Below are 25965 nucleotides of genomic sequence, written 5' to 3' on the forward strand. Positions count from 1 at the left end.
TTTGGTTAATCGCCTCGGATAGATATGCAACATCAACCTTATTAAGCAATGGCTTTTCGAAGCACCTCTCATTTTTCTGTATTCCTCTGTTTTCGTGTTATTCCCGCCAACCCCAATCAAGAATGTTGAAGTACATTGCCCTCCCCATGCAGCAATAAGGTGCTTAATGAAGGCGATAGTTTCTCTTTTTATTTCAGCGTATCAACCCGGTATGGCGAGCATTGAGTGCCGTGCTAACTCCCTCACTCAATCACGTCAGCCGTTATTTTTTAGTGATAGTGATGGGTTTGGCCAAGTACTGAGCTATGAAGTTAACGGTTATAAAGAAAGCCATTTAGAAGGTTGTTATTTTAATGAGGATGAATGCGGTGACACCCCCAGCTATGACGATATTTGTTGGATGATCAGCCGAGCACGGCGTAAGCAGCCTCTGGGTTATTACGTGATGTATTTACGTTATGTCAGCCACCACCCCGGCTATGAAAAAACCGTAGCCACCAGTCTGCGACAACACATCGCATTGCACCCTGATTTAAATGAATCGCTATCAACGTCTTTAATCGCCTATTTACAACAACACGAGGATTTATTTTGTCAAACACTCCACCAGCAACTGATCGAGTTCCAAATCAGCCGTTAGAAGCGTCTGCTGATTCACAAAAACTGGCTGACTCGGAAGAGCGAAGTCCTTCGTTAGAGCCTTGTTTTTCACTCGCGCCCTATTCCTTCAGCCTGGTTTCGGTTTTACTCCGTTTGCCTCATTGCCCGGCATTCTCATTTATTACGGTGCATTGCAGCGCCACGCCACCACAGCAAGATGTAGACGTAGCCGAGATTCGTCGATGGCATAAAAAGAAAGGCTGGCGCGATGTGGGGTATCACTTTGTTATTCGTCGCAATGGGGATGTCGAACTCGGCAGGCCGCTGTCGCAAACCGGCGCGCATGTGAAAGGACACAACAAGGGCAATATTGGGGTTTGTTTGGTTGGCGGTTGTAATGCCGAGCTGCAACCAGAAGATAATTTCACGCTTGCGCAGCGTAAGGCGCTGTTTGGATTGATGGCTGCACTGCAAGAGCAGTTCTTGATTTCAGATGAGAATGTTAAGGGGCATAAAGATTGGGGCGTGAATAAAGCGTGTCCTGTTTTGAAGATAAAAGCTTAAGAGCAGATGCGGGATTCGAAAAGTGAGGAAAATAAAGTGAGAGTGGTGCTTTTAGCTCCTCCCCTTTATCACGACTGTTACTTGGCAGAAAATATCAATATAAGGGGAGGCTGGGAGGGGTTGGTTAGGCATTAGCTAGCAACCCCCTCTAACTCCCCCTTTTATTAACATCACCACTCACAATAGTCCGGTGTTCAAGGGGGAGGACCAAAAGCTAAGTCTTAGAATAATTTGAAGAGCAGTTGCGGGATGCGAGTGACGGGTAAACGAGTAGCGAAGAGATTAAGAGCGAGGAGAAGAAGATGGTTGTTGTGCTTTTAGCTCCTCCCCTTTATCACGACTGTTACTTGGCAGAAAATATCAATATAAGGGGAGGCTGGGAGGGGTTGGTTAGGCATTAGCTAGCAACCCCCTCTAACTCCCCCTTCTATTAACACCATCACTCACAATAGTCCGGTGTTCAAGGGGGAGGACCAAAAGCTAAGTCTTCGAATAATTTGAGAGCAGTTGCGGGATTCGAGTAAGCGAGATGCGAAGAGACTAAAAGCGGATTCCAGATACTTCGTTCCTCGCATCTAAAGCAACAGAATGGCGGAATGACGGAGTCGTGAGATTATTAACTTAATAAAAGTAGTCGTCATTCCCTACAGTGAGGGACGAACGTGATAGGGAATCTAATTCAACGGATAAATGGCGGAGCAGAGGTCTCGCTGAGGTTGTCGAACCGTAAGGTTATACAGTCAAAGGCTATACATGCGGTCAAAGCCAATCAATAAACCAAGGAGCAGTATGACATTGTTCGGAAGAATATTCGGGAGCCAGTCTTCGATTAGCAAGGGGTTAGATGCACTCACCAACACAGGAGATGCGATGTTTTTTACTGATGAAGAAAAAGCGAAGCACAAGCTGGCACTGCTTAAAGCGTATGAACCTTTTAAGTTGGTACAGCGCTACATTGTGTTGTTGTTCACCATTCCTTATGTGGCACTGCATGTGATGGTGATTCTTGGCTGCATGCACGGTTACGATTGGAAGCCATTAGGGGAAATGACCAATGAAGCGTTTGGTTATCCGGTGTTAGCGGCAATTGGATTGTATTTAACGGGTGGGGTGATTAAAAAATAGATGCGGGTAGCGAGTAAACGGGATGCGAAAAGCTAAAGAGCAGATGCGAGGAGATTAAGAGCAGAGGTGAAGAGCGAGGACAAGAATATGATAGTGGTGCTTTTAGCTCCTCCCCTTTATCACGACTGTTACTTGGCAGAAAATATCAATATAAGGGGAGGCTGGGAGGGGTTGATTAGGCATCGCTAGCACCCCCCTCTAACTCCCCCTTCTATTAACACCATCACTCACAATAGTCCGATGTTCAAGGGGGAGAACCAAAAGCTAAGTCTTCGAATAATTTGAAGATTGGATAAAGAATAGATTCGAGTGGCGGGTAGACGGGATTCGAAGAGCTAAAAGAGCAGATTCGAGCAGCGGAGCGGGTAAACGAGTAACAAGAGATGAAAAACGGATTCGAGTGGCGCTTTTCGTATCTCGCCACTCGCATCCCGTTACTGTCTTTAGCTCTTCGTTTACCCGGTTACTCGCATCTCGTTACTGCTCTTTAACTTTATTTCTTGTCGCTCGAATACGCATAGTTGTAATAACCGTAGCCATATGAACTTGATGCTTTCTTCTCGATGGCGTTGAAGATAACGCCTTTCACTTCGATGCCCGATTGTTCGAAGCGGTTGCGAGCTACATCGATCTCTTTAATGGTGTTTTGACCGTAACGCGCGACCATTAATGTGGTGCCAGCGAAGGCGCCGACAATGCTTGGGTCGGTTACCGCAAGTACGGGCGGGGTATCAACAATCACCAAATCATACTCTTTCGATGCCCATTCCATTAGTTCTGCAAAGCGTGGGTGCATCAGCAGCTCTGATGGGTTCGGTGGTACTTGGCCGCGAGTAATAATATCTAGGTTCTCTACCGGTGTGGTTTTCACTGATTGAGCGAACTCTTGCTTGCCGCTCAGCACATCAGAAAGGCCGTTATCCCAGTTCACACCAAAGCTTTGTTGTAGGTAACCTTTTCGCATATCGGCATCAATCAACAATACCTTTTGGCCTGTTTTAGCAGCTACTGCGGCAAAGTTGGTCGAGATGAATGATTTACCAATGCCTGGCGCAGGGCCTGAAATCATCAGAACGTTGTTTTTCGCTTCTAGCATCGCGAAGTGCAAGCTGGTACGAAGGCCACGCAGTGCTTCAACCGAAAGATCGGCAGGGTTCGATTCAGCAAGTAGTGCTTGAGTCCCCTTGGTCTGCTGTTTCTTCGATTTAAAGCGGTTGGTTAGTTCAATCTGTAAATCAGATTTTGGTACCGCTGCGTAAACCGGAAGGCCGATTTGTTCAATTTGGTCTGGGCTTTCCACACCACGGTGGAACGCTGCTTTTACTAACACAAACGCGACACTTAGCATGCCACCCAGCAGCGTTGCTAACACAACAATCAATGGCTTCTTCGGTTTAACGGCACGAGCATAAGCTTGCGCGTCATCTAAGATACGAACGTTACCGACCGTACCCGCTTTAATGATGCTCAGCTCTTGAACCTTGTTTAATAGCTGGATGTAGATCTGTTGGTTTACTTCAACATCACGTGTCATACGCAGTACTTCACGTTGTGTTTTCGGCAACTTTTGTACTTGCTTGTTTAAGCGCTCTTTCTCACCCATCAGCGTTTTACGCTTATCAAGCAGAGCTTTATATGCCGGGTGATCTTTAGTAAAGCGTTGGCTGATTTCACTCTCTTTAAACGTCAGTTCATTCAATTGCGCTTCAAGCTCTACCATTACCTTCAGGGTTGATTGTGCTTCTAAGCCCAAGTCGATCGATTCGTTCTTTTGGCGGTAATTATTTAGTACGTCTTCATAGCCCGTTAGCTCAGATTTAATGCCCGGAAGGTGGCTTTCTAAGAACTGTAGGCTCTTCTCTGCTTCTGCTGAATTACGCTTCACGTTTTGTAAGAAGTAGATCTGGCTAATATGATTAAGGATTTCAGAGATCTGTTGCTTGTTTTCACCTTCAAAGCTTAGCTTCAAAATACCGGTTTGCTTACCTTGCTCAGACAAAGACAAAGAAGCTTTCAACCATTCGATCGCTTCTAGTCGGCTACGTTGACTAATAGAGAATTCAAAATCGTTATGAGATTCGAAACCTGCCACAAACAAGCTGTAGTCGTCGGCTGTGGCTAGCTCACCCACCTTGCCTTGCAAGATAACGCGCCCATCGTCACGAACCAGTTGGTAAGTGCCCTGCTCGACATCGAGAATTTGAATGGTGTGTGCGTAACCGCTCGCATAGCTTGGCATGTTGAAACGGCTAACCGCAATGTGGTTGATGTCGCCGGTCAAGCGCGCAAAGCCCTTACCAACGATAGGTGCATAGTTAGGTGAGGTCACCGTCGTGAGGTTAAACTTATCCACCGTTTCACCCAAGATCATACGAGATTTGATGATCTCGACTTCGGTTGTAGCTGAAGATTCTTGAGAGAACAATTCACCCATATCACCAACCATAGAAGAGATGCCACCAGAGCTTTTCTCTTCAATTTGGATCAGGGCATCCGCTTTGTATATCGGCGTCGAAAGCAAAGCAAACGCAATACCAAACACAGCAAAAACGAATGTGGTGAGCATGATTAGCCATTTAGCATCTAATAAGATGCCAAGCAGTTTTCCTAAATCTATCTCATCAGAGTTATCTGTATGCGATTGCTGAGAGGGTTGTGTTGTCATTTGTTTGCTACTTCCTAAAGTATTGCTATTTAAGAGACGATATATACGCTCCGCGTACTTCTCTTTTATATTATTCCGTTGGTGGCTTTGCCATGCCTACATTTAGAGCATGACATTTAAAAAGCTGTCTATTTAAAACCTACTGCATCTAAAATCTATTGCATTTAAACCTACAGTTTTTTTGCCCAAGCTTGCGCCGCTTCGTCAATCAGCTTATAAGCGTGTTCAAACGCCTCACGACTTTGACGATAAGGGTCAGGAATGTCTTTCTGGCCAATCCACTGACCAAACAGCATCGTTTTTCCGCGAGCCTCCGGCGATATTTGAGTAAGCGCTTCTAAATGGCCCTTCTCCATCACCAAGATCAAGTCATACTGAGCACAAAGCTGTGGCGTAACTTGCTGAGACTGATGGTTTTCAACATCAACCCCATTTTCAGCGGCGATTAAAATGGCAGTGTCGTCTGCAGGCTTGCCAATTAAACGGCTTTTCTCAGCAGCGATACCGGCAGAGGCCACTTCTTTGTTGGGCAGCAAGTTTTGTAAAACTCGCTCTCCAGTCGGGGAACGACAAATGTTGCCCACGCATACGACTAAAATTTTATTAAACATAATGGTCTCTAATTGTATTGGGCTTATAAGCTGGGTTTACTTTTAGATGTAAAAATCAGGTTACACGCACAATGCAACCTGATGATTAATTAGGGTTTATTACAAACCAGGGCTTATTACCAATTACGAACGCGCAACATGCCTTCGGTTAGCTCGTTAAAGCCAGAAATGGTCGGTACAAGCTGACCAATAACACGGTTCCAGCGGCTGATTGGCGCAGCGGTAACATAAACAATGTCGTAAGGTTTCAGATCAAACTCGGTGCCAATCACCAATGCAGAGGCATCTTCCATATTCAGTTGGTAGATATCGGCCATGCGTTCTGATTTATCATCCGAAGTACGAATCACGAACACGCCGGTTGCATCTGCCGTTAACTGGTTGATGCCGCCTACGTTGCTCAGTGCTTCCGTTAGGCTCATCCCAACGCGATCAATCTTAAGTAGTTGAGGATCGTTCACTTCACCCATCACGAACACTTTCTGGTTGTCATTACGCGGTACGTGAACAATATCACCGGCTTGCAGTAAGCGGTTTTGAGTTAAGTCACCACGTTGCATCAAACCGTAAAGTGAAAGGTTCTCTTCCACGCCATTGCGGGTTAATGAAACATTACGCCAATCAGCATCTTCAGACAAACCGCCAGAACGGTTCACGGCATCCAATAACGTTAAGGGGATATTAGTAATCGCTTGTTGGCCAGGGTTTGAAACCTCACCGGTAATGTAGGTTTTCTTAGATCGGAAAGCCGCTACGTTTACATCAACTTGAGGGCTTTCGATGTATTTCGCCAAACGTTCCGCTATATCAGAACGAATTTCACGAACCGTTTTTCCTGCAACTTCTACTGTACCAATGTACGGGTAGAAGATGGTGCCGTCTGCATGGACCCAGTTACCCGCTTCAGTACTACTACGGTAAGAACCCGCAGGAATCGTCAGTTCAGGGTGATCCCAGATCGTAATATTTAAGATATCGCCCACACCGACTTTGTATTCATACTTTGCGATGTCTACGTCGAGTTCAGGGTTGGCTTGTGACACCGACAATGTACCCGTTTGGTAAGTCGATACTGATTGAGCTGTCAGTGGGTAAAGGTTAACCACATCAGAGATATCAGATTCTTGCTGTTCCTCTGAAGGCTGAATCACATTCTTGTTGCCAGTAGAAAGGTGAGTTCCTGGAGTAGTACACCCTGCAAGCAATGCAGGAAGGAGCGCTAAAAGGAGACGATTTTTATTAATCTTCATGTTAACCAAGTCATAGAAACGGAATGTGTCGTGATATCCCAAAGGACACCCTAAGAAGTTAGAACAAACAATTTTATCAGCTACGCAGTATTTAATAGAGTTAAGGAGGGCTATTACTGTGATATCGCTCCCACTTAATATCAAAGATAGGAACGCTACCGCCCTTTGATATTCCGCGACATCACACTGCGTAGTTAATCTGCCTCTATCTATCTGGAATTGAGATAGAGGTTTTTTGTCATAAACCGAGCCAAAGATCGGACTTTCACACGGTTATTTTATTGCGTATGCATTATCCACAATTTGTGTTTATTATCAACCTAGTTGAATGGTTAAAGAGCAGATACGGGATTCGAGTGAACGAGTGGCGAAGAGCTAAAGAGCAGATGAGAGTAGCGAGATACGAGTAAACGAAGAGCCTAAAGCCGTGTCGGGATGCTTTTAGCTCCTCCCCTTTATCACAACTGTTGCTTGGCAGAAAATACCAACATAAGGGGAGGCTGGGAGGGGTTGGTAACACATAGATTAATATCCCCCTCTAACTCCCCCTTTGATGAACATCACCGATCAAAAACGAACGGCGTTCAAGGGGGAGAACCAAAAGCTAGACCCAATGAATATCACGATATCTTAAGCTATTCGTTATTCGATTATTCGAGACTGCTCTTTCCCCGCTCTTCGTATCCCGCTTACTCGTCACCCGCATCTGCTTTCGATCTACTTAACGCTACTCGGCCTTTGGAACCAAGGTGAGCGAGCATCGGTTTGATCGAACAAGTTGTATTGCTTGTTCAGCACTTGGCCGCCGTCACGCGTGATCGGTAACCATGTAAAACCTGCGCGGCTTGAGCTTGGTTTCACAGTAACAAGATCGAACGGAATCGATACATAGAAGCCTTTGGTGTAGCTGCCTTCACCGTATTCTTCGGTTGTCATGTCGGTTAAGCTGACAAACGCACCAGCAATCACGCCGCTCTTGAACTGCTTAGAGAAGTCGACACGAGTCCCGACATCACCCGCAAGAAATTTACCGACCCCCACTTTGAGTAAGGTATCGCTCAAGAAATCCCATTGTGGGGTGTAATAACCAGTGATAAAGCCAGTAGTGCCTTTATCGATCACTTTGTACGTTCGGCTGCTGTCATCTGGGTTGACTTGGATCTCTTCATCAAACGTGCCAAACCAGCTTTCTGGATCGCGCTGGCTTATTGCTGTCATGTCTGCGCCAATCGCCCAGTTTTGGTTGAATGGACGATACAGGATTTCGCCACCCACACCCGCGAACATGCTCTCTAGGTAACCGCCGTAAGCTTGGGTGTAGATACCGCTGCCATAGTCTTCAAACCACGTCAGTTGTAAGCGATCTAAGCGAACCGGATCGTCAACGTAAGAGCGGAATAAGGTTCTTACTCTTGGCGTTTGGTCAGTGCCGTCTGATGGGACGGTATAGTTAAACTTGTCGTAGTTATCGACTAAGTTAACGTACAAAGAGCCCGACAGTTCAACATTGTTTAACGCCCAGAACGAAGCGTTGGTGTATAAACCCAAACTGTATAAATAGAAGTTTTCAGCCGAACCGAACGATTGAGCTAGGTTTGGTGAAATCGACACATCGAATCGCTCACGCCCATCATGATAAATAACGGATTTCTTACGCTCTAACTCGTGAGTATCGGTTGCATCACTGGTTTGAGCATTGAGATAACTGTTATTAGCCGCCGCTTTGAACGCTTGTGCATCTACCGTTGTCTCAGTGAGTTCCATCGATTTATCATTTTCGATGATTTTATAAGTATCGATGTAACTCGGCACCGCGTTGGCAATCACGGTCGCACCACGCTCAAGGGCGATATCTCTGTCTCGGTATTTAACCTGAGTACCCTTTACCACAATACTATTATCGTCGACCAAGATTTGCGCTTGTTCATAGCCCGCGATCGTTTCAAGTTCTTCTGCAAGGGCCGCCATATCAATATCGTCAACCGTATCGACACCACTTGGGCGCAATTCTGCTGTTTCGGTATCTCGCCACACCGAATACATTTCATTGAAGTTGGTAGAAAGATCGAAGCCAAGGGTTAAAGTATCGCCTCGCTCATAGCTCACTTTCGCTGAGCCCCAATCGGTGAAACGGTAGACCGCGCCCACGTTCCATGGCGTGTGTTGTGTCATGTCGACACCACCACGTACTACAGGGAAGTCTTGAGAATAATCGTTGCCATCGTATTCAAGCTTCAAAGTTAACGGCTTATAAGGGGTTTGATATTCAAAGCCGCCATAAATTGCCGCATCGCCTTTAAACCAGCGTTCAAAGTCAACACTGCCGCCATTGCCTTTATAATCAGACGGGCGTTCACAATACTTGTCACTGGCTTTACACAATGGGTTAGTGAAATTGCCACTGGTGCCCATGTATCCCCAAGCCATGCCCAAGGTAAAATCAACAGGGCCAAAGCGTTTGGTTGCCGCGACAAATTCGCCATCGAACAAGCCAGTACCACCGAAGTCACGCACGCCTACTGACACTTCTGGTAAGTAGTACCCTTCTTCGATTAAACGCAGTTTAAAGTCGATGCCTTTATCTGTGTATTTAGTACAGCCACTGAATGAGTTTTGAGAGCAATCTTGATTGCCACCACCGCTATAAAAGAGATCTTGTACTTGTGTATAACGAATGGTGGTTTCAAGCCAAGGCATCACCTGTAGGCTGACGTTATAAAAGTAGTATTCGTTATTAAACGAGGCGCTAAAGTTGAACTCACCTTCTGGTGCCATTCGGCCTGTTGGCATTTGCATTAAGCCAACACCACCAAAGTTCATTTGCGATGTTCTGTATTCAGTGTCGTCGAATGATGATTTTTCTGCTCGAATCGAAGAGGAATCTATGGTTGTTTCGGCAAAAACGGAAGCACTGTTGGTCATTAATAAAGCACAGGTAACCGATGCACACACTGCCGATAGAGGGAATGATTTCTGTTTCAGCATTACAGGCCAACCTTATGACGTAGCAAATCGACAATATCTTGGTTCAACGTTGAGTATTCCGATGGCAAAGAGTAGAACGCCATAAATACGATGGCACCTGGTGCTAAGTAAACCGGCTGTTCGTTCCAGTATGCGTATTGAATGGTTTGTACCACGCCATCTGGCTGAACAACATAAGCCACACTTTTATCTGCAGATTCACCAATAAAGCCATTCGGTAATGCATCGAGGTAATCATTCAACGTGCCATGCTCAATCAGATTCATTGTTACCGACTCTTTCATTGCCCCCATCAACTGAATTGACGTTGGTCGTTGTGGTAAGTACAGAGAAAAGGCTTGAGTTTGACTGTCTGACGGCTTGTTAGTATGAGAACTTGAAACAAGCAGTGGGTTTTTATCTGATTGAGAGATAACGGCATTACGGTCTAGCTCAATAAAAACTCGATTGAGATATTGGAAAGAGGCTAACTGTTGGCGCACTAAGTTTGCTTCTGGCTCTTCTACTGCGAAAGCTTCAAGCTGGTTCAGTACATTGCGCTTTTTGGCTTCGATAGCTTGGTTAGCTTCTTTAAATCCAGTAACTGCAGTCGCTTCAGTATTGGTTATATCAAACAGTTGAGCCGAAAGGGGGAAGTAACCAATAGTACCGTTAGCGTTAGAGCTCGCATTCGCGTTTGCGTCGTCTAATACACGAAGCAGTCGAACGTTAGTTTGATACTCAAGCGTCACACCTTGAAGAGGAAGCTCAATTGTTGTTTTAACCGAAGGCGTAACAACGTTAGATGCCGCAGAAGCGTAGCTAACAGTGCACAGAGAGAACAGCGCGCTCAACGTCAACAGAGCTCTCATCGTTAATAGAGCTTTCACCAATGGCAGCCGACGTCCCGTCATTTTTGATGCGTGACTCATATAATTCATCATTTTAGTTCATTACCCTGTTCGTTAATTGCTTTGATAATGCTTAAGGACGGTTAACTCAAGCCTTGTCATATCAGGGCCTAAATACTGTATGGTTTTGACCACTTTGCCTTCGCTGTCGACCCAATATTCGTTGGTGATCTCTTGCTCTAACATTGGGAAGTTGATTTTTTCTTGGAACTTCTTAGTGTCAATAGACGCTAACGGTGTTTCGACCGTGTCATTTCCCGCATACGTTCGGGTGATGTTCGCTTTATAGCCGAATCGATAGTTGGGCTGCCAGTCGTAAACCGCTTGCCACTTTTGGGCACCGGGGTTAGCGGACACATCAAACGCAGAAGAAGAATCTGGTGACGAGCTGTTTGCAGAAGAGAAAGCATCCAACGGTTGGAATGCCAAACCAGAGAGGTTTTCATAAGGAAGCAATAGTGTTTGTACGATACGTCCATTTTCAGTGACGATCATCGCTTTGTCAGAAGACATCCACTTTAACTGCTCTGCGCCCGTGTGAGGGTTTTCACCGACGTACGCTAAGACCATAAAGATTTTACCTTGGTCATTCACTTCTGCATAAATGCTGGAATACGGTAAGGTTTGAATGTATTCCTTCGACAGCTCAACATCGGAGCTTCCAAAAAAGGCTTCATCAAAAGTAGAATTAACGTCTTGAAACTGCTGAGAACAACCAGCAAGAAAAAGACCAAGAGATATGATTAGAGGTTTAAGCATGACGAGTTCTGCTTCCTAGCAATCTGGTTGCTGATGTCCAATATGGAAAATTAATCAATTAGATATAAAAAAACCACTTTATGCTTTCACATAAAATGGTTTTAAACGCCTACTCAAAAATTATCGAGTCGTTGTTGTCGTTGTTGCACCGCTTTCGTTAGAAGCAACCGCTACTGCTGCTGCTGCCGCTACTGCTGCTGTCGCTACTGCAACTGTTGTTGCTGTGCCAGCTGCTGCTGCAGATGCACCCGCGCCAGCTGCTGTACCAGTACCTGAACCAGTACCCGCTGCTGCTGTAGTTTCAGCTGCAAATGCAGCACCTGAGAAGCTAACTGCTAATGCAGCTGCTAGAGCCATCTTTTTCATAATGATTTCCATTAATATAAACGTTTATATGTAGAAGATGATTTTCACACCCTCAAACAGTTGCTCAGCTTAAACAACTGATTGATCATGATAGATAATAACCACAATCAAGTAAATGGATAAATCATAAGCAATACCTTATAAAGTGTTATTTAGGAAATAGCGTCACATAAAAATGGCCTTAGAGACTGTGGAGGTCAACAAAGCTATGTTTGTATAACGCAGAAGCCAGTACCAATGATCATAAGAGAGCGTAAACCATATCTAACTAAACCCTGTCGCCCGAACCTTTACCTAATACTGTTTGAATTATGTATTGGAAGTACAATTTAGTATTCAACGTGTGAATCATGCGTTGATCCCACTCCGCGAGTTTTTCCGGTGTCGACATGTCGATATCATTGATTTGAGCCAATCCCGTCACACCAGGTCTAACAGAAAGGACGCCTCTTGATTCTCTCTCATCGATAAGTTCTTGCTGGTTGAACAAACAGGGTCTTGGGCCAACTAAACTCATTTCACCTTTAAGTACGTTGTATAACTGAGGCAGTTCATCAAGCTTGGTCTTACGCAGGAATCCACCGAGCTTAGTCACTGAACTCGCTCCAACTAAATGGGTCGCAACAGATTTGGTTTCGACAGGCATGGTTCTGAATTTGACCAAGGTAAATGGTTTTTTGTTGCGCCCTACTCGGGTTTGAAAAAAGACAGGCGACCCCGTGTCAAAGTAACCAAGGATACAAATAATGAGAAATGCTGGCCAAAGGAACAGCAAACCAAAGAAAGCAAAAATAAAATCGAACAAACGAATCAAAATATGTGTCCTATCAAATTCGGATTGAAAACGTGGGGGCACTATAAGCACCACTAATCAATAAAGGATACCTGAAAAATTTATGGACAAGAAAGCCATAAACTACCTAAAACGCATCAATGCGACTTCAAGTAAGCTTCTACGGTTCTTTTGATCCCTTGTTCAAAACTTACAGGGGGGTTCCATCCCAATATCTCTTTCGTCAAACCTATATCCACTTGGAGGTTGCCGCATATTCTTTGCGCTATGTGCTGTCTATTTAAAACTGACGATCCAGCTTGTATCCAAGACATTGGGATTGGAATTAATCGCGGTGATTTCCCAATAGCATGAGCGATGGTTTGCATCAATTGAGTTGTCGATACATCCTGATCATCAGACGCTAAGAAGGTATAGCCCGGAGCTGAAGGGTGCTCGCAACAAGTTAGTATCAAATCGGACAAATTATCCAAATAAACCAAGCTTCTCTGGTTCTTTATAGCACCAAACGGTAACGGAATGCCTTTATCAATCAAACGCATCATAGATAAGAAATTTGCTTTGACGCCAGGCCCATAAACTAATGGAGGCCTAATGATAACCACTTCTAGCCCTGTCTCTTTTGAAAGCTTAGCCAACTCAACTTCAGCTTCATACTTGCTCAAACCATAAGGGTCTTGCGGAGTATTCTTTAAATTCGGTTCAAAGGGTAAATTTGGCTCACTGAATTCACCGTTAACTTTAATAGAGCTGACAAATACAAACCTTTTTACGCCCGCTACAGCGGCTTGCTTCGCTAGGTTCAAAGTGCCAAGGGTGTTGATATCTCGATAGGCAGTTAAAGCACCTTGCTCACTCTCATTCATTTGATGCACTCGAGCAGCACAATGAACAACACAATCCACACCTTCGAATGCACCAGACCAATCGGTAGAAGCATCAATGGAAGGGATAACCAAGCTATTAGTTAGTGGCTCTATTTGCTTACGCACAACCGGAATGACTGCCCAGTCTCGCTTTTTGGCCAACTCAACAACTCTAGAGCCGACAAAACCAGTACTACCTGTGACTAAAATATTCATAACAAAACGGCCTCAATAGAACAAATAATGAGCGAAATTAATAGCAATGCTCCTGAGCACCACAGAACCATCAATAACATCTAGCTTACCGCACTCAACAGCATTAAAATATCTTGAATAAAAACATTGTGCAGCGATTGCTAAACAAATATCAATATCTCAGGGACAACAATGATCAAGCCAATACGAGCAATTCTCAACACCAAGCGGAAAAATAAACGCTTAATTAGTATTGGTTACGACATCTTTGCAATAGCAATGTCTATTTATCTTGCTATTGCTTTAAGGCTAGGTACATATACATTTGAGCTAGGGCTAGACGAGTGGGTCACATTACTTTTGACAATTTCAGTCACGGTATTCACCTTCGCCAAACTTGGCATGTACCGAGCAGTACTACGCTATATGATGTTTCCTGCCGTCGGTAACATCTTCCTTGCTGTATTTATCTCATCTCTAACCTTAGTTATGAGCGGATTCTTTTTTCATACTTTTATCCCAAGAAGCGTTCCATTTATTTACGCTGGGTTAGCGATTCTGACCTTAGGTGGGCCAAGAATAATGATCCGCTCTGTCTATGATCAGATGATCAAACGCAAAAAACCCAATGTATTTATCTACGGTGCCGGGGCTACAGGTCGCGAACTTGCATATGCTCTAATACACGGCGATGAATATAACCCGGTTATATTATTAGACGACGATCCGAGCAAAAGGGGCAATATCTTATTTGGGCTAAAAGTCCATCACCCAAGCGAATTTGAGCATCTTCAATCTCTTTATCAGCCAGTAAAGCTATTACTAGCAATTAATAATATTAATAAAGGTAAACGATTAAGACTCGTAGAAAAATTATCTGATTGGCCTATTGCGATTCAGTCTGTCCCATCGGTAGAGGACATAGCTGCAGGTAAAGCGACTGCGACAGAGATCAAAGATCTCGACGTAGCTGATCTATTGGGTAGAGCGCCTATCACACCTGACAGTGAATTGCTGGCAAAGAATATTCATAACAAGTGTGTCATGGTAACCGGTGCCGGTGGTTCCATTGGTTCAGAGTTATGTCGTCAAATCTTGGCGCAGCAACCTAAAACATTAGTTCTATTCGAACTCAATGAGTACAACCTATACAAAATTGAACAAGAACTACTTTCTACAAAGAAAAACTTAAAGAGCCAAACTCAGATCATTGCCGCTCTAGGTTCAGTCCAAAGACAGAACCGTCTTGAAAAACTCATTAATACATATGAAATTGAGACCCTGTATCATGCTGCCGCATACAAGCATGTCCCCCTAGTCGAGGATAATGTTGTTGAAGGGATTCGTAATAATGTTTTTGGGACACTATCCTGCGCACAAGCCGCTATAAAGTGCGGTGTGAAAAACTTCACGCTAATTTCAACTGACAAAGCCGTAAGACCAACGAATGTAATGGGTGCAAGTAAACGGATGGCTGAACTCGTTCTTCAAGCGCTTGCAGATAAAGGGACAGATACTGTCTTTACCATGGTCAGGTTTGGCAATGTGTTAGGCTCTTCCGGGTCGGTAGTGCCACTTTTTAAGAAGCAAATCAAAGCTGGCGGCCCTGTTACTGTGACGCACCCTGATATCATTCGTTATTTCATGCTGATCCCCGAAGCTGCTCAACTTGTTATACAAGCAGGAGCAATGGGTAACAATGGTCAAGTGTTCGTCCTCGATATGGGTGAACCAGTCAAGATTTTAGACTTAGCTAAACGCATGATTCACCTCATGGGTATGCAAGAAAATATAGAAGGATCACCTCAAGAGGGCGATATTTCTATAAAGTTCACAGGATTACGCCCAGGAGAAAAGCTCTATGAAGAGCTTTTAATTGGGGATAATGTGGAAGGCAGCGGCCATCAAAAAATAATGACGGCCAAAGAGCAGATGCTAAGTTGGAGTGAAATGCAGCCACTTTTGGAACAACTCGATGGTTGTTGTCATAACTTTGACGAAGAATGTATTATGCAAATATTGCTAAAAGCCCCAACTGGATATAAACCTAATTTAAGTTGATGGATTAAAAAACTAATGAAAGTACTACATGTTTACCGCACTTGTTACCCAGAAACAAAAGGAGGCTTAGAGCAAGCAATTCGTTATATTTGTAAAGGTAGCAGTGAGCAAGGTATCAAAAATACAATCCTAACTTTAGGCTCAGAGAATAAAGAGTATGACTTTGAAGGTAGTCAAATCATTGTTGTCAAGAAAGATTTCGAGATCTCGTCTAACGGGTTTTCATTTAGTCTAATTCGCCGTTTTAGAGAGTTAAGTAAGCAACACGATATAATCCATTATCAATACCCTTGGCCTACTGGTGATTTGCTCAGCCTCGTCGCACCTAAAAAACCATGTTTAGTAAGCTATCAGTCCGACATAGTTAAACAAAAGTTACTAAAGAAAATTTACCAGCCCCTTGAGCAACATTTCCTGACTAAAGTTGACCGAATCATTGCCAGTTCACCTCAATATGCGCAGACAAGCGAAAACCTGATCAAATATGCGAATAAAGTCGATGTTATTCCTCTTGCAATAGATGAATCTACTTATCCAACTGTAAATGAAAACGCACTGCAAAAGTGGGAGAACCGCGTTGGTAGAGGTTTTTTCTTGTTTGTAGGTGTACTTCGATACTATAAAGGACTGCAATACCTTCTTAAGGCGGCTAAATTAAATGGATTACCTATTGTGATTGCTGGTGATGGTCCAGAAAGGGGTAATCTAGAAACGTATATCAAAGAGCACTCACTCACGAACGTGAAACTCGTTGGATTCATTTCTGAAGAAGATAAAGTCGCACTTCACTCTTTGTCAAAAGCCTTTGTCTTTCCCTCCCACTTACGCTCTGAAGCATTCGGGATTTCATTAGTAGAAGCGCAGATGTTTGGTAAGCCTATTGTAAGTGCCGATATAGGAACCGGCTCTTCTTATGTGAATGCAAATGGAGAAACAGGGCTCACAGTTCTACCTGCAGATGGTTCAGCATTTTCAGAGGCTATGCAGGCGTTGGACAATGATGAGCAGCTATGCCAAAGGCTCGGACAAAAAGCACGCCAACGTTTTGAAAATGAATTTACAGCGAAACGCTATGCGGATAGTTACATAGCGCTATATAACCAACTCATTGCATCGCATAAACTGACAAGGAAGTAAGTTATGGACTTCTTGAGGTAACAGACGCTATCTCAAGGAGTTGCTCAACCGTATTTGACCATTTAAATTTTGAAGCTCTGTTAATACCGCTCTCTGCCAGCTTCACTTTATCTATAGGATGCTGAATAAGCTTTACAAGCGCATCAGAAATAGCAACTTCATCACAAGGGTCGACAAGAATAGCTCCACTTGCAGCCACCTCAGCTGTCGCGCCAATATCAGACGTAATCACCGGAGCCCCGGAAGCCATCGCTTCAATAACAGGTAATCCAAAGCCTTCATATAATGACGGGTAAACAAAAGCAGCGGTCGATGCATACAAACGCTTTAAGTCACCATCAGCTACGTAACCTGTAAAAATTATTTGACCACGCTCAACCAAATCTTTCGCATTATTCATAAGCTCTGTATTTTTCCAACCTTGATCTCCAACCAAGACTAAAGGGTACTGATTACGAATCGAAATGGGTAACAGCTTATAAGCATCAATCAGCTTACTTAAGTTTTTCCTGGGCTCTAACGTCGCTACGCTTAGAACAAAGTGATTATGTTTTATCTTCAGTGAACGAAGTAACTCATCACACTCGTCTTTTGCATAAGGCCTAAAACCATCGGCTACGCCCAAATACAGCGTGGAGCTCTTATCTTTGCTATCAGGAAAGAAGTCATGAAGCTCTTTCAAAATAAAATCAGAATCCACAACTATATGATCAGATTTAGCAATTGAGCCCTGCATTTTATTCGTTAGGTATGAAACTCTTGTTGCAGGATGGAAACTAGGATGAGACAGGAACGACAAATCATGGACAGTAGTAATTGTTACTCCTTCGTAATCAAAGGGTATGAAGCTTGGTTCAAAATAGACATACCCTTGATTTGCCAAACCTTTTAATCGCTTTTGTGCTCGCAAAGACAACAAATAGTTCTTAAGTTGATAAACACCTGGAATCGCTCTTAAAAATTCCACGACCAATCGTTTCTTGTTGTTTGGAGACTTATCATTAGGCGTCGGATTTTGAAATTGAGAGGCAAGTTCAACCAGTTCTTCTGGGGTTAACAACTTACCATTCTTTATACCAATAACATCCACATCACACGAGAGTAATTCACTAAGGATATTAAGGGTATAGTAGCCTATACCCGTCAATGGCTCTCTAATTGGTGATACGTTGATCAACAACTTATTTTGCATGATACATGTCAGCCAGAGTTTTCTCGATCATGATCGAGGGAGCCTTGCCTGTTAATGATGTAAGCTTAGCATTATCACCACCCAATACTTTAATCTCATTCTCGCGTACGAAGTCTGGATTAACTCGAACCTTGATACTGTAACCAGCAATATCTTCCATCATCGAGATAATCGATTGTAGTGAAGTCACTTGACCAGAACACAAGTTCACGATTTCAGATTGAGCATCAGATTCCAAAAGGTTCGCATAGGCTAATGCTATATCACGGACATCGCTAAAATCTCTAGACACATCGGTATTACCTAACTCAATTTCAGAAGCCTTTTTCTGAAAGTGAGACACAATTTTCGGGATCAAAAACTGCCCAGCTTGACCAGGGCCAGTGTAGTTGAATGGTCTAGTAATGATGATTGGGTACTGGCTGAACCATAACTTCGCCATATGCTCCATCGCAAGTTTGCTCATTGCATAATGATTAACCGGCGAAGGTAAAACGGTTTCCGAAATACGCTGTACATTCTCGGGGTTGCCGTATATGTTTGCACTGCTTGCAAGTAGCACTTTCTTTAATTCTAGCCCAAGTTCTTTTGCGGCTTCTAGCAAATTCAAAGCACCAAAAACATTAACATCATAAAATGCTTTTTGGTCAGAATGCCCCACAAAAGACAGCGCCGCAAGATGGATAATGTAGTCCGGCTTTATTTCTTTGAGGCACTCCAACACAGCGTTACGATCAGTTAGATCACAAGCAACCTGACCATCTTTAGCTTCGCGGTAAACGAGCCCAACCACTGAGTAGCCTCTTGAGAGCAGTTCATTTTCAACATACTTGCCAGTGAAGCCATCAGCGCCAGTTAACAATACTTTTTTCATAATTTAATCTCAAAAAAAATGGCAACAGAAAACTGCTGCCATTTTACAAAAAACGTTAAATACTAGAATGAGAAACCTTGCTCATTACGACGAAGGTCAGCTTCAACCATCATTGCACACAATTCTTCAAGTGTCGTTGTAGGTTCCCAACCAAGCTCTTTCTTCGCTTTTTCTGGGTTACCGATCAACAGTTCAACTTCTGCAGGACGGTAAAATTTAGGGTTAATTCTCATAACCACTTTACCAGTCGCTTTATCTGTTGCTGTTTCGTTCTCTTCAGAACCATTCCACTCTAGTTCAATGTCAGCAGCTTTGAATGCCATCGTAACAAAATCACGAACTGTTTCAGTGCGGTTTGTAGCAAGCACATAAGTATCAGGCTTGTCTACTTGAAGCATACGCCACATGCCTTCTACATAGTCTTTAGCAAAGCCCCAGTCACGCTTCGCATCCATGTTACCAAGCTCAAGCACATCTAGCTTACCTAGCTTGATTTTCGCTACAGAATCAGTGATTTTACGTGTAACGAATTCTTGACCACGCAACGGTGATTCATGGTTAAACAAAATGCCACTAGTAGCGAAAATGTCGTATGACTCACGGTAGTTAATCACCATCCAATGAGCATACAGTTTTGCAACACCGTATGGGCTACGTGGGTAAAATGGCGTAGATTCACGTTGAGGGATTTCTTGTACCTTACCAAACATTTCTGAAGTCGATGCTTGGTAAAAACGGATCTTAGGATTAACAATACGAATAGCTTCTAAAAGATTAACCGGACCGATACCTGTAATTTCTGCAGTAGTAAGAGGCTGATCAAATGATACGCCCACAAAACTAAGCGCTGCAAGGTTATACACTTCATCCGCACCAGTATTTTGTAGTAAACGAATACTGCTAGAAAGATCCGTTAGGTCGTATTCAACAAGCTCTAGGTTAGGATGATTCTCAATACCTAACTCTTCGATACGCCAAAAGTTCACAGAACTTGTACGACGGTATGTACCGTATACTTTGTAACCTTTATCTAAAAGTAGTTCTGCTAAGTATGCGGCGTCCTGGCCTGTGATACCTGTAATTACTGCTGTTTTCATTTTCCACCTAACCATTAATAATACAAACATAACCAGCTCAATCTATTGAGCTAGTCAATATCCAAGTCAAATCAGAGACTTATATTTACTCTATACCAATACAATTCAGAAGCTGTAATGAACTCTCCTTCCATGTCAACCAGGGCATATCATCTGATTTGGGGTGTTGATTATTTTCATATAATTTGCACCAACTAACAATTGCATTTACCAAATAAGCTGGATCATTGACCTCACTAAAGTAATAAGCATGCTCTCCAGCAACTTCTCTAAACACCGGTATGTCACGAATTATCATAGGTGTTTTGTACTGCGCAGCTTCTATTAGCGGAAGCCCAAACCCTTCACCCTCACTGGCTGCAATCAAACAGTCAGCTTGGCGATAAACAATATCAAGAAACTCATCACTGATCCCATCAAGCCAGAACAAACGACTGTTCAGCTCTTCATGATTTCTTAATCTGTTGATTGTAGCTTCATTGCGCCACCCTGGTTTACCAACAATGATTAGAACGACATCCTCACCCTTTTCCCACAAACGCTCAAATGCGTCCAATGATAATGCATGACCCTTTCTAGGTTCCACTGTCCCTACCATTAGGAAGCTTTTTCTGTTTTCACAGGCTTTTGTAAGGTCGTCTGCATAAACAGGTATTCCTTTGCTCGGAGCTGAGTCATCTAGGTTGGCTCCCAAATGGAAATACTTGCATTCGAAATCATTCGGTAAAGATAACTTTTCACCTTCAGCCCAAGCTTGGAACTTGTTGGCAACATCCTCAGAAATACACAACGCTCCATCAGAACAAGCAACTGTTGTTAGCCATTGTTCGAACTCCAACACCAATTCAGGAACAAAGTAATCTGGGTAATAAATTGGTAACAAATCATAGACTACAAAATAACTGCGTACGCTTCGTATTTTGAGTCTTTTTATCAGTTCACGTTTAGTGAATCCGTTCGAAGGATGTAAATCCAGAAATATCAATACATCTCCATCACTGAAATCCACTATCTGAGAGTCCAAATGATCATGACTAGGGACACTGAACTTACCATCTTCGACGTTTGGATAATAAAAGTTGTCATTTCCTGCAAATGAAAAAACAGGCTCAAATGAAACATTTTTGACATTTGAATCTATAAGAACATCACAAATAGCTCTTACAACTCTTTGTATACCGGTAGCATGATCGAAATGTACAAGTGAACTGATGTCCAAAAATACTTTCTTCGATTCATTAATAACATTATCGCTGATGCACTGTGCAATTAGCATCAATTGTTCTTCACTAAGCCCTTCTACGCTAGAAACGCCTTTACACAGAAGCTCGTAGTTCTTTGTATTACTAATAAGATTTCGCTGTTCTGCATCATTTTCAATTTTTTGGAAAAACTCTAACACTTTATGAGCACTTTGTTCCCAAGAGAACTCTTTTACTCTATTTTTACCATGTGATTTCAAACGAGCTTTAAACTTATTATCTGTTAACGTTTTAGTAATCAACGTAGCTAGTTCATGATGGTCATATGGATCAAACTGGAACTCATCATCCCCCATCACTTCAGGTAAGCTTGCTGCGTTAGATGTAACAACCGCAGCACCACAAGCCATAGCCTCTAAGGGAGGAATTCCAAAACCCTCAGATATAGATGGGAAAACATACAAGGCACATCCCTGATATAGACCCCTAAGTTCTGCATCAGAAACCTCACCAAGCGTAATAATAGATTCCCTTGCTATCTTAAGCTCGTCAGCATGAGCAAAGAGTTCATTTCGTATACTTTCGTGATTTACAAACTGAGAGCCTGCTATCACAAGTGGATATTGTTTCCTTAGCGATATAGATAAGCTAGCATAAGCTTTGAGAAGTACATCTATATTTTTATGCTTGTCCCCTCCACCAACGAATAATATATAACTATCATTGGTGACACCAAATAGGCTCAACATCTCTTTTTGGGACGTTTCTGATTGCTCGGTATGAAAAACCTTTTTATTTGCATCATTATATATTACTTCAATATTACTCAATTCAAAACCAAGCAGCTCTGATATTTTAGTTCTTGAATAATCTGAAACGGTAAATATATAATCAGACTTTGTTGCGAAGTTTATTTTCTCATCATACCAAGGTTGAATAGTGTCATTCAATAACTCATTTGGATAGAGTAAGGGAATAACATCGTGAACATGATTACAATACACTGCCCCGGAATCAATTTTTTTAACACTAGTTACTCCGCTATCTATCCACCCTTCTTGTAAATTCACAGACCAAACAACATCTGCTTGCAACTGATTAATATACCATTCTCGAATATATTGTACAGCTTCTGACATTGGTTTAGAGCCTGTTAAGCCAGATATGTCACAATCAGGTTGTTGCCAGCACTTTATGTTTGATTCAGGTATATACTGTTTAAAGTGTTCCCTTACTTCGTGAAACCCTTCTGGAAACACTCCGTTACAGGCAAGATAATACTCATGCTTGTCACTGGTTGTTTTTAATAACGCATCCACTAAACCGAAACAAGTTCTGCCCACACCTCTGTTTTTAGAGGCAATGCTTTGAGCGCCTTGCATATCAATAACAACTTTCATTCTACTTCTTCCCCGATATAACTAAATCATTATAGATCTTTTGTGCTCTAGGTGACATAACCGTAGCTGTGGTATTGATACTAGGGTGTTTAATATATTTCCTATAGACTTTACGGAGAAAGAAATAAACCTTACTAGATATTTTGTATACAAATGGGAGTTTTGTATACAAGTAATGCCTTTGCTTCTGCCTTTTTTCCACTTCACGCCTTGCAAAAGACACAAACTGATTGGCATAACTGGTTACTTTAGTCTTTAACAGAGTTTTAGCAAAAACTGGTGACTTAATCGAACTAAAGATAAACTTACACAGTGCAAAAAGTTTAGCTCTTACTGCATTCAAACCGAATAGAAACCATTGAAGCAAATCCCGTTTTGAATGGATTCGCTCTAAATTAGAATTAATAGCTAGTAAGTCCGCTTCTAATTTATCATGCTTTGTATGTAATTTATCCAGACTAGTAGATACCATATAAAGCTCTTGTTCTAGCATCTTTATATTATTTTTATCAGTATCCATTTTAATCTGGTCAACTTCCATTCGATTAAGCTTTTCAAGCATTTTTTTATTATCCATAATTACACTATAGTGATCAGAGCGAATATAGTCATCAAACAAGTTAACAGGAACTTTAAATTTATCAGATATAATATCGTGTTCTTTTGCTACATAATACTTATTTAGGCCATCAAAATAGACACAAGAATAATTATTTTCAATTAACAGCCACTCCCAAATATTTGAAGTGTCTATTTGCGTTGTAGGCTTTGTTGCCTCTATCAAAATAATCCATGGCCGCTTATTTTCGAAAGAGTAGCTTTGCAACACATCATATTCAGCACCCTCTACATCAACTTTCATAAAATGAACGTCTTCAACTTCTAGTTGAGACATTAATTCATCTAGAGAAATAGCATTAACCACTTGTTTTCTAGTAAAAGCATCCTTTTGCTCTAAGTTATTTAGACTGTCTTTGTCCGTTGTAGACCAACCTCTAACACTACTTATATAAAACTCAACTTTATCACCTGATGATGTGATTGCTCGATTCAAATTTAAGTCACGAGTTCTCTCTTTCATAAGTGAATTAAAGCACTCTTCCTCTGGTTCAACATTTACTCCAGTCCAACCACGGTCATAAAATAGTTTAGTAACTGAATCATGTGAAGGATGGTTTGCACCAACGTCAATGTAGAACCCATTTTCAATATCCCTAAGAGCTCTCCATAGCATAATGTCTTCAGCATTCTGTGAGTAAGATATTAATTTCATTTAGTGTTAACCTTTATAAGCGGTTCGTTCCACACACATCCTTCAAAGACGAACTTATTTATATTCACCACATTAAAAACAGCAGCTAAATCACACCATTCATAGTTTTTGGTTAAATGTGTATCTGTATCCGTTAGAGCGGTTTGAATGGAGTAACTACCAGGTCCAAAGTTTGCTGGGAAAGAGACTATAAATTCAAGTTCGGTACCTACTTCAGGATTTTTCAGTACTTGCTTTGTATGCCACGTGTTGGTTCCATACATAACTTGACCGAGGCGATTTTTTACACCATACCCTAAAACTAATGCCTCGATCTGCTTATGTATTTTTACCTCTATCTTTAACTCTAAGGGTTCACCGACTCCAATATATTCGACTTCCTGTCCTTCCTTGTCATATATTCCTATTTTAGTAACAGTAGCCTCTTTTGTTCCCGAAATAGTTTGCACCTTACCATCGTCATTAGTGCTTTGCTCAACCTTATTGTTCTCTTTATCAGCGATCAACGCGTTGTACAAGTCCATAACCTCTTCGGGGTTACCATCTCTTATTACAACACCTTTTTCAATCAGGATTGCTCTGTCACATATTGCTTGAATGGCGCCTCGATCATGTGATACGAAAAGTAGGGTCGTACCTTGCTTTTGAAATTCTCGTATACGGTTTAGACTCTTATGTTGAAAGTATGAGTCTCCTACGGAAAGCGCTTCATCAACAATGAGAATCTCAGGCCTATGTGCTGTGACAACTCCAAAAGCAACACGCATTTGCATACCACTAGAGTAAGTGCGAACGGGTTGGTCAAAGTACTCTCCAATTTCTGCAAAGGCTTCAAGTTCATCGATTACTGCATCAATTTGCTCTTGGCTATATCCCATTAAACCAGCGGAATGGTAAACATTTTGTCGACCCGTTAAATCGGGGTGAAAACCCATCCCTAGCTCTAAAATAGCAGATATACGCCCTGCAACATGGATGCTGCCTGAGGAAGGTTTAAGTGTACCCGTAATCATTTTTAATAAAGTGCTTTTGCCAGCACCGTTCTGGCCGACAATTCCGACTGCCTCACCTGGGGCAAGTGAGAAATTAATATTTTTAAGAATGATATGCTCTTCAACAGGCTTTGGGTTTAGACCAAACCATGATGAGATCCTTTGAAGTTCCGAGCGATATTCTTTAAATGACTTACCAACATTTTTAACGTCTAAAACACTGCTCATAACACATCCGCCATTTCTTCACTTGCCTTTTTGAACATCACCATAGCTAGAATCAAGCTGACGCCAGCAAATGCACTCGGATACACAAGCAAACCAAGGTCTGGTGCTTTGTCGTACAGCAGTACATTGTGATAGCCCATAGTTAACCCTGTCATTGGGTTTAACATCATTATCCAATGATTCTTTTCTGGCACAATCGTTAACATATAGACAATAGGCGTTAGCCAGAACCAAAATTGCAATATGACATTTAGGATCTGCCCTACATCACGCATAAATACGTTCAATACACCAAAAAACAGCCCGATACCTGCGGCTAAGCCCAAAGTGATAAAAACAAGCAAAGGTACCCAGTGAAGTGCATGAAAAGGAAGGTGACCCAAAAAGCCAAATACCACAAACATGGTAATAAACATTAAGATAAAGTTAACTAACCCACTGCCTATTACGATAAGAGGGAGAGCTAACTTTGGGAAAGACATCTTTTTCAATAAATTACCATTATCGATAAAAACCGTAAGGCAGCGGCTTAATACTTCTGAGAATAGCGTCCAACCTATAACACCAGAAAGAATATAAATTGGATACGCATATTGCGTAGAGACTTCTGGTAATTTGGCTGTCATGATTTGCGATAAGATCAACGCATAAACAAGTACCATTGCGAGGGGATTAAGAACCATCCACAATCCACCAAGTTTGCTTCGCGCAAAGCGCGAACGAAATTCAGTACGAATTGACGACAGTATAAAGTATCGGTACACCCACAAAGGGAGTAGCACTCTTTTCATCTAGTTATTACCTTATAATTCTGCAGATTTCATCTAAGAGGATTACACC

At 42.3% G+C, this 25965-nt stretch carries 21 protein-coding genes; 5 read left to right on the plus strand and 16 right to left on the minus strand.

What is annotated here, in order from left to right; translation table 11 throughout:
• Nucleotides 1-166: 166 nt before the first annotated feature.
• The 3 genes from AB4384_RS06580 to AB4384_RS06590 all read left to right on the plus strand — a co-directional run bounded on the left by AB4384_RS06580 (nt 167) and on the right by AB4384_RS06590 (nt 2289).
• Nucleotides 167-640 carry a hypothetical protein gene (locus AB4384_RS06580; protein ID WP_372090256.1) on the plus strand — a complete coding sequence of 158 codons (474 nt, stop codon included), beginning with the start codon at nt 167-169 and terminating at the stop codon, nt 638-640.
• The gene (locus AB4384_RS06585; protein WP_372129141.1) at nt 592-1164 is read left to right on the plus strand and encodes an N-acetylmuramoyl-L-alanine amidase; all 573 of its coding nucleotides are present in this window, start codon (nt 592-594) and stop codon (nt 1162-1164) included. Before AB4384_RS06580 ends, AB4384_RS06585 begins: the two co-directional genes overlap by 49 nt.
• Nucleotides 1165-1953: 789 nt before the next feature.
• Nucleotides 1954-2289 carry a hypothetical protein gene (locus tag AB4384_RS06590; RefSeq protein WP_029224976.1) on the plus strand — a complete coding sequence of 112 codons (336 nt, stop codon included), beginning with the start codon at nt 1954-1956 and terminating at the stop codon, nt 2287-2289.
• Nucleotides 2290-2782: 493 nt separating this feature from the next.
• Here AB4384_RS06590 and AB4384_RS06595 read toward each other — a convergent pair whose 3' ends face one another.
• From AB4384_RS06595 to AB4384_RS06635, 9 genes are all read right to left on the minus strand, one after another.
• Entirely contained in the window at nt 2783-4954 is a 2172-nt protein-coding gene (locus tag AB4384_RS06595) for a polysaccharide biosynthesis tyrosine autokinase (RefSeq protein WP_372129142.1), read from the minus strand.
• Between the two features lie 170 nt (nt 4955-5124).
• Nucleotides 5125-5565: a low molecular weight protein-tyrosine-phosphatase gene (locus AB4384_RS06600; protein ID WP_017069276.1), complete on the minus strand. Its 441-nt coding sequence runs from the start codon at nt 5563-5565 to the stop codon at nt 5125-5127.
• Nucleotides 5566-5681: 116 nt separating this feature from the next.
• Entirely contained in the window at nt 5682-6815 is a 1134-nt protein-coding gene (locus tag AB4384_RS06605) for a polysaccharide export protein (protein WP_372129144.1), read from the minus strand.
• 717 nt (nt 6816-7532) lie between these two features.
• Complete coding sequence (locus tag AB4384_RS06610) at nt 7533-9800, minus strand: YjbH domain-containing protein (RefSeq protein WP_136975806.1); 2268 nt, start codon at nt 9798-9800, stop codon at nt 7533-7535.
• On the minus strand, nt 9800-10723 hold the full coding sequence (locus AB4384_RS06615) for a capsule biosynthesis GfcC family protein (RefSeq protein WP_372129145.1): 924 nt from the start codon (nt 10721-10723) through the stop codon (nt 9800-9802). Before AB4384_RS06615 ends, AB4384_RS06610 begins: the two co-directional genes overlap by 1 nt.
• 21 nt (nt 10724-10744) lie before the next feature.
• Nucleotides 10745-11449 (minus strand): YjbF family lipoprotein, encoded by a 705-nt coding sequence (locus tag AB4384_RS06620; protein ID WP_372129147.1) that lies wholly within the window; start codon nt 11447-11449, stop codon nt 10745-10747.
• 120 nt (nt 11450-11569) lie between these two features.
• The gene (locus AB4384_RS06625; RefSeq protein ID WP_016784037.1) at nt 11570-11815 is read right to left on the minus strand and encodes a hypothetical protein; all 246 of its coding nucleotides are present in this window, start codon (nt 11813-11815) and stop codon (nt 11570-11572) included.
• Between the two features lie 268 nt (nt 11816-12083).
• Nucleotides 12084-12632, minus strand: coding sequence for a sugar transferase (locus tag AB4384_RS06630; RefSeq protein ID WP_372129213.1), 549 nt, complete (start codon nt 12630-12632; stop codon nt 12084-12086).
• Between the two features lie 113 nt (nt 12633-12745).
• Nucleotides 12746-13690 carry a UDP-glucose 4-epimerase family protein gene (locus AB4384_RS06635; RefSeq protein WP_372129150.1) on the minus strand — a complete coding sequence of 315 codons (945 nt, stop codon included), beginning with the start codon at nt 13688-13690 and terminating at the stop codon, nt 12746-12748.
• A 171-nt stretch (nt 13691-13861) separates the two neighbouring features.
• On the opposite strand from AB4384_RS06635, the gene AB4384_RS06640 reads away from it, so the two are divergent.
• Both AB4384_RS06640 and AB4384_RS06645 read left to right on the plus strand, forming a co-directional pair.
• Entirely contained in the window at nt 13862-15730 is a 1869-nt protein-coding gene (locus AB4384_RS06640; RefSeq protein ID WP_372129152.1) for a polysaccharide biosynthesis protein, read from the plus strand.
• A gap of 15 nt (nt 15731-15745) precedes the next feature.
• On the plus strand, nt 15746-16867 hold the full coding sequence (locus AB4384_RS06645) for a glycosyltransferase family 4 protein (protein WP_372129155.1): 1122 nt from the start codon (nt 15746-15748) through the stop codon (nt 16865-16867).
• 1 nt (nt 16868) lies between these two features.
• Here the strand turns inward: AB4384_RS06645 and AB4384_RS06650 are convergent, their stop codons facing one another.
• The 7 genes from AB4384_RS06650 to AB4384_RS06680 all read right to left on the minus strand — a co-directional run bounded on the left by AB4384_RS06650 (nt 16869) and on the right by AB4384_RS06680 (nt 25916).
• Nucleotides 16869-18059, minus strand: a complete 1191-nt coding sequence (locus AB4384_RS06650) for a glycosyltransferase family 4 protein (RefSeq protein ID WP_372129157.1) — start codon at nt 18057-18059, stop codon at nt 16869-16871.
• Nucleotides 18049-18933 carry a GDP-mannose 4,6-dehydratase gene (locus AB4384_RS06655; protein WP_372129158.1) on the minus strand — a complete coding sequence of 295 codons (885 nt, stop codon included), beginning with the start codon at nt 18931-18933 and terminating at the stop codon, nt 18049-18051. The genes AB4384_RS06650 and AB4384_RS06655 overlap by 11 nt, the downstream gene beginning before the upstream one ends.
• A 62-nt stretch (nt 18934-18995) precedes the next feature.
• Nucleotides 18996-20030 carry a GDP-mannose 4,6-dehydratase gene (gene gmd / locus AB4384_RS06660; RefSeq protein ID WP_017097102.1) on the minus strand — a complete coding sequence of 345 codons (1035 nt, stop codon included), beginning with the start codon at nt 20028-20030 and terminating at the stop codon, nt 18996-18998.
• A gap of 85 nt (nt 20031-20115) precedes the next feature.
• Nucleotides 20116-22632, minus strand: coding sequence for a glycosyltransferase family 4 protein (locus tag AB4384_RS06665; protein WP_372129159.1), 2517 nt, complete (start codon nt 22630-22632; stop codon nt 20116-20118).
• Between the two features lies 1 nt (nt 22633).
• The gene (locus AB4384_RS06670) at nt 22634-23905 is read right to left on the minus strand and encodes an FkbM family methyltransferase (RefSeq protein WP_372129162.1); all 1272 of its coding nucleotides are present in this window, start codon (nt 23903-23905) and stop codon (nt 22634-22636) included.
• On the minus strand, nt 23902-25125 hold the full coding sequence (locus AB4384_RS06675) for an ABC transporter ATP-binding protein (RefSeq protein ID WP_372129165.1): 1224 nt from the start codon (nt 25123-25125) through the stop codon (nt 23902-23904). Before AB4384_RS06675 ends, AB4384_RS06670 begins: the two co-directional genes overlap by 4 nt.
• Complete coding sequence (locus tag AB4384_RS06680) at nt 25122-25916, minus strand: ABC transporter permease (RefSeq protein ID WP_372129167.1); 795 nt, start codon at nt 25914-25916, stop codon at nt 25122-25124. The genes AB4384_RS06675 and AB4384_RS06680 overlap by 4 nt, the downstream gene beginning before the upstream one ends.
• Nucleotides 25917-25965 lie beyond the last annotated feature (49 nt).

This window comes from Vibrio sp. 10N.261.51.A4, assembly GCF_041471945.1.
Lineage (GTDB): Bacteria > Pseudomonadota > Gammaproteobacteria > Enterobacterales > Vibrionaceae > Vibrio > Vibrio crassostreae_C.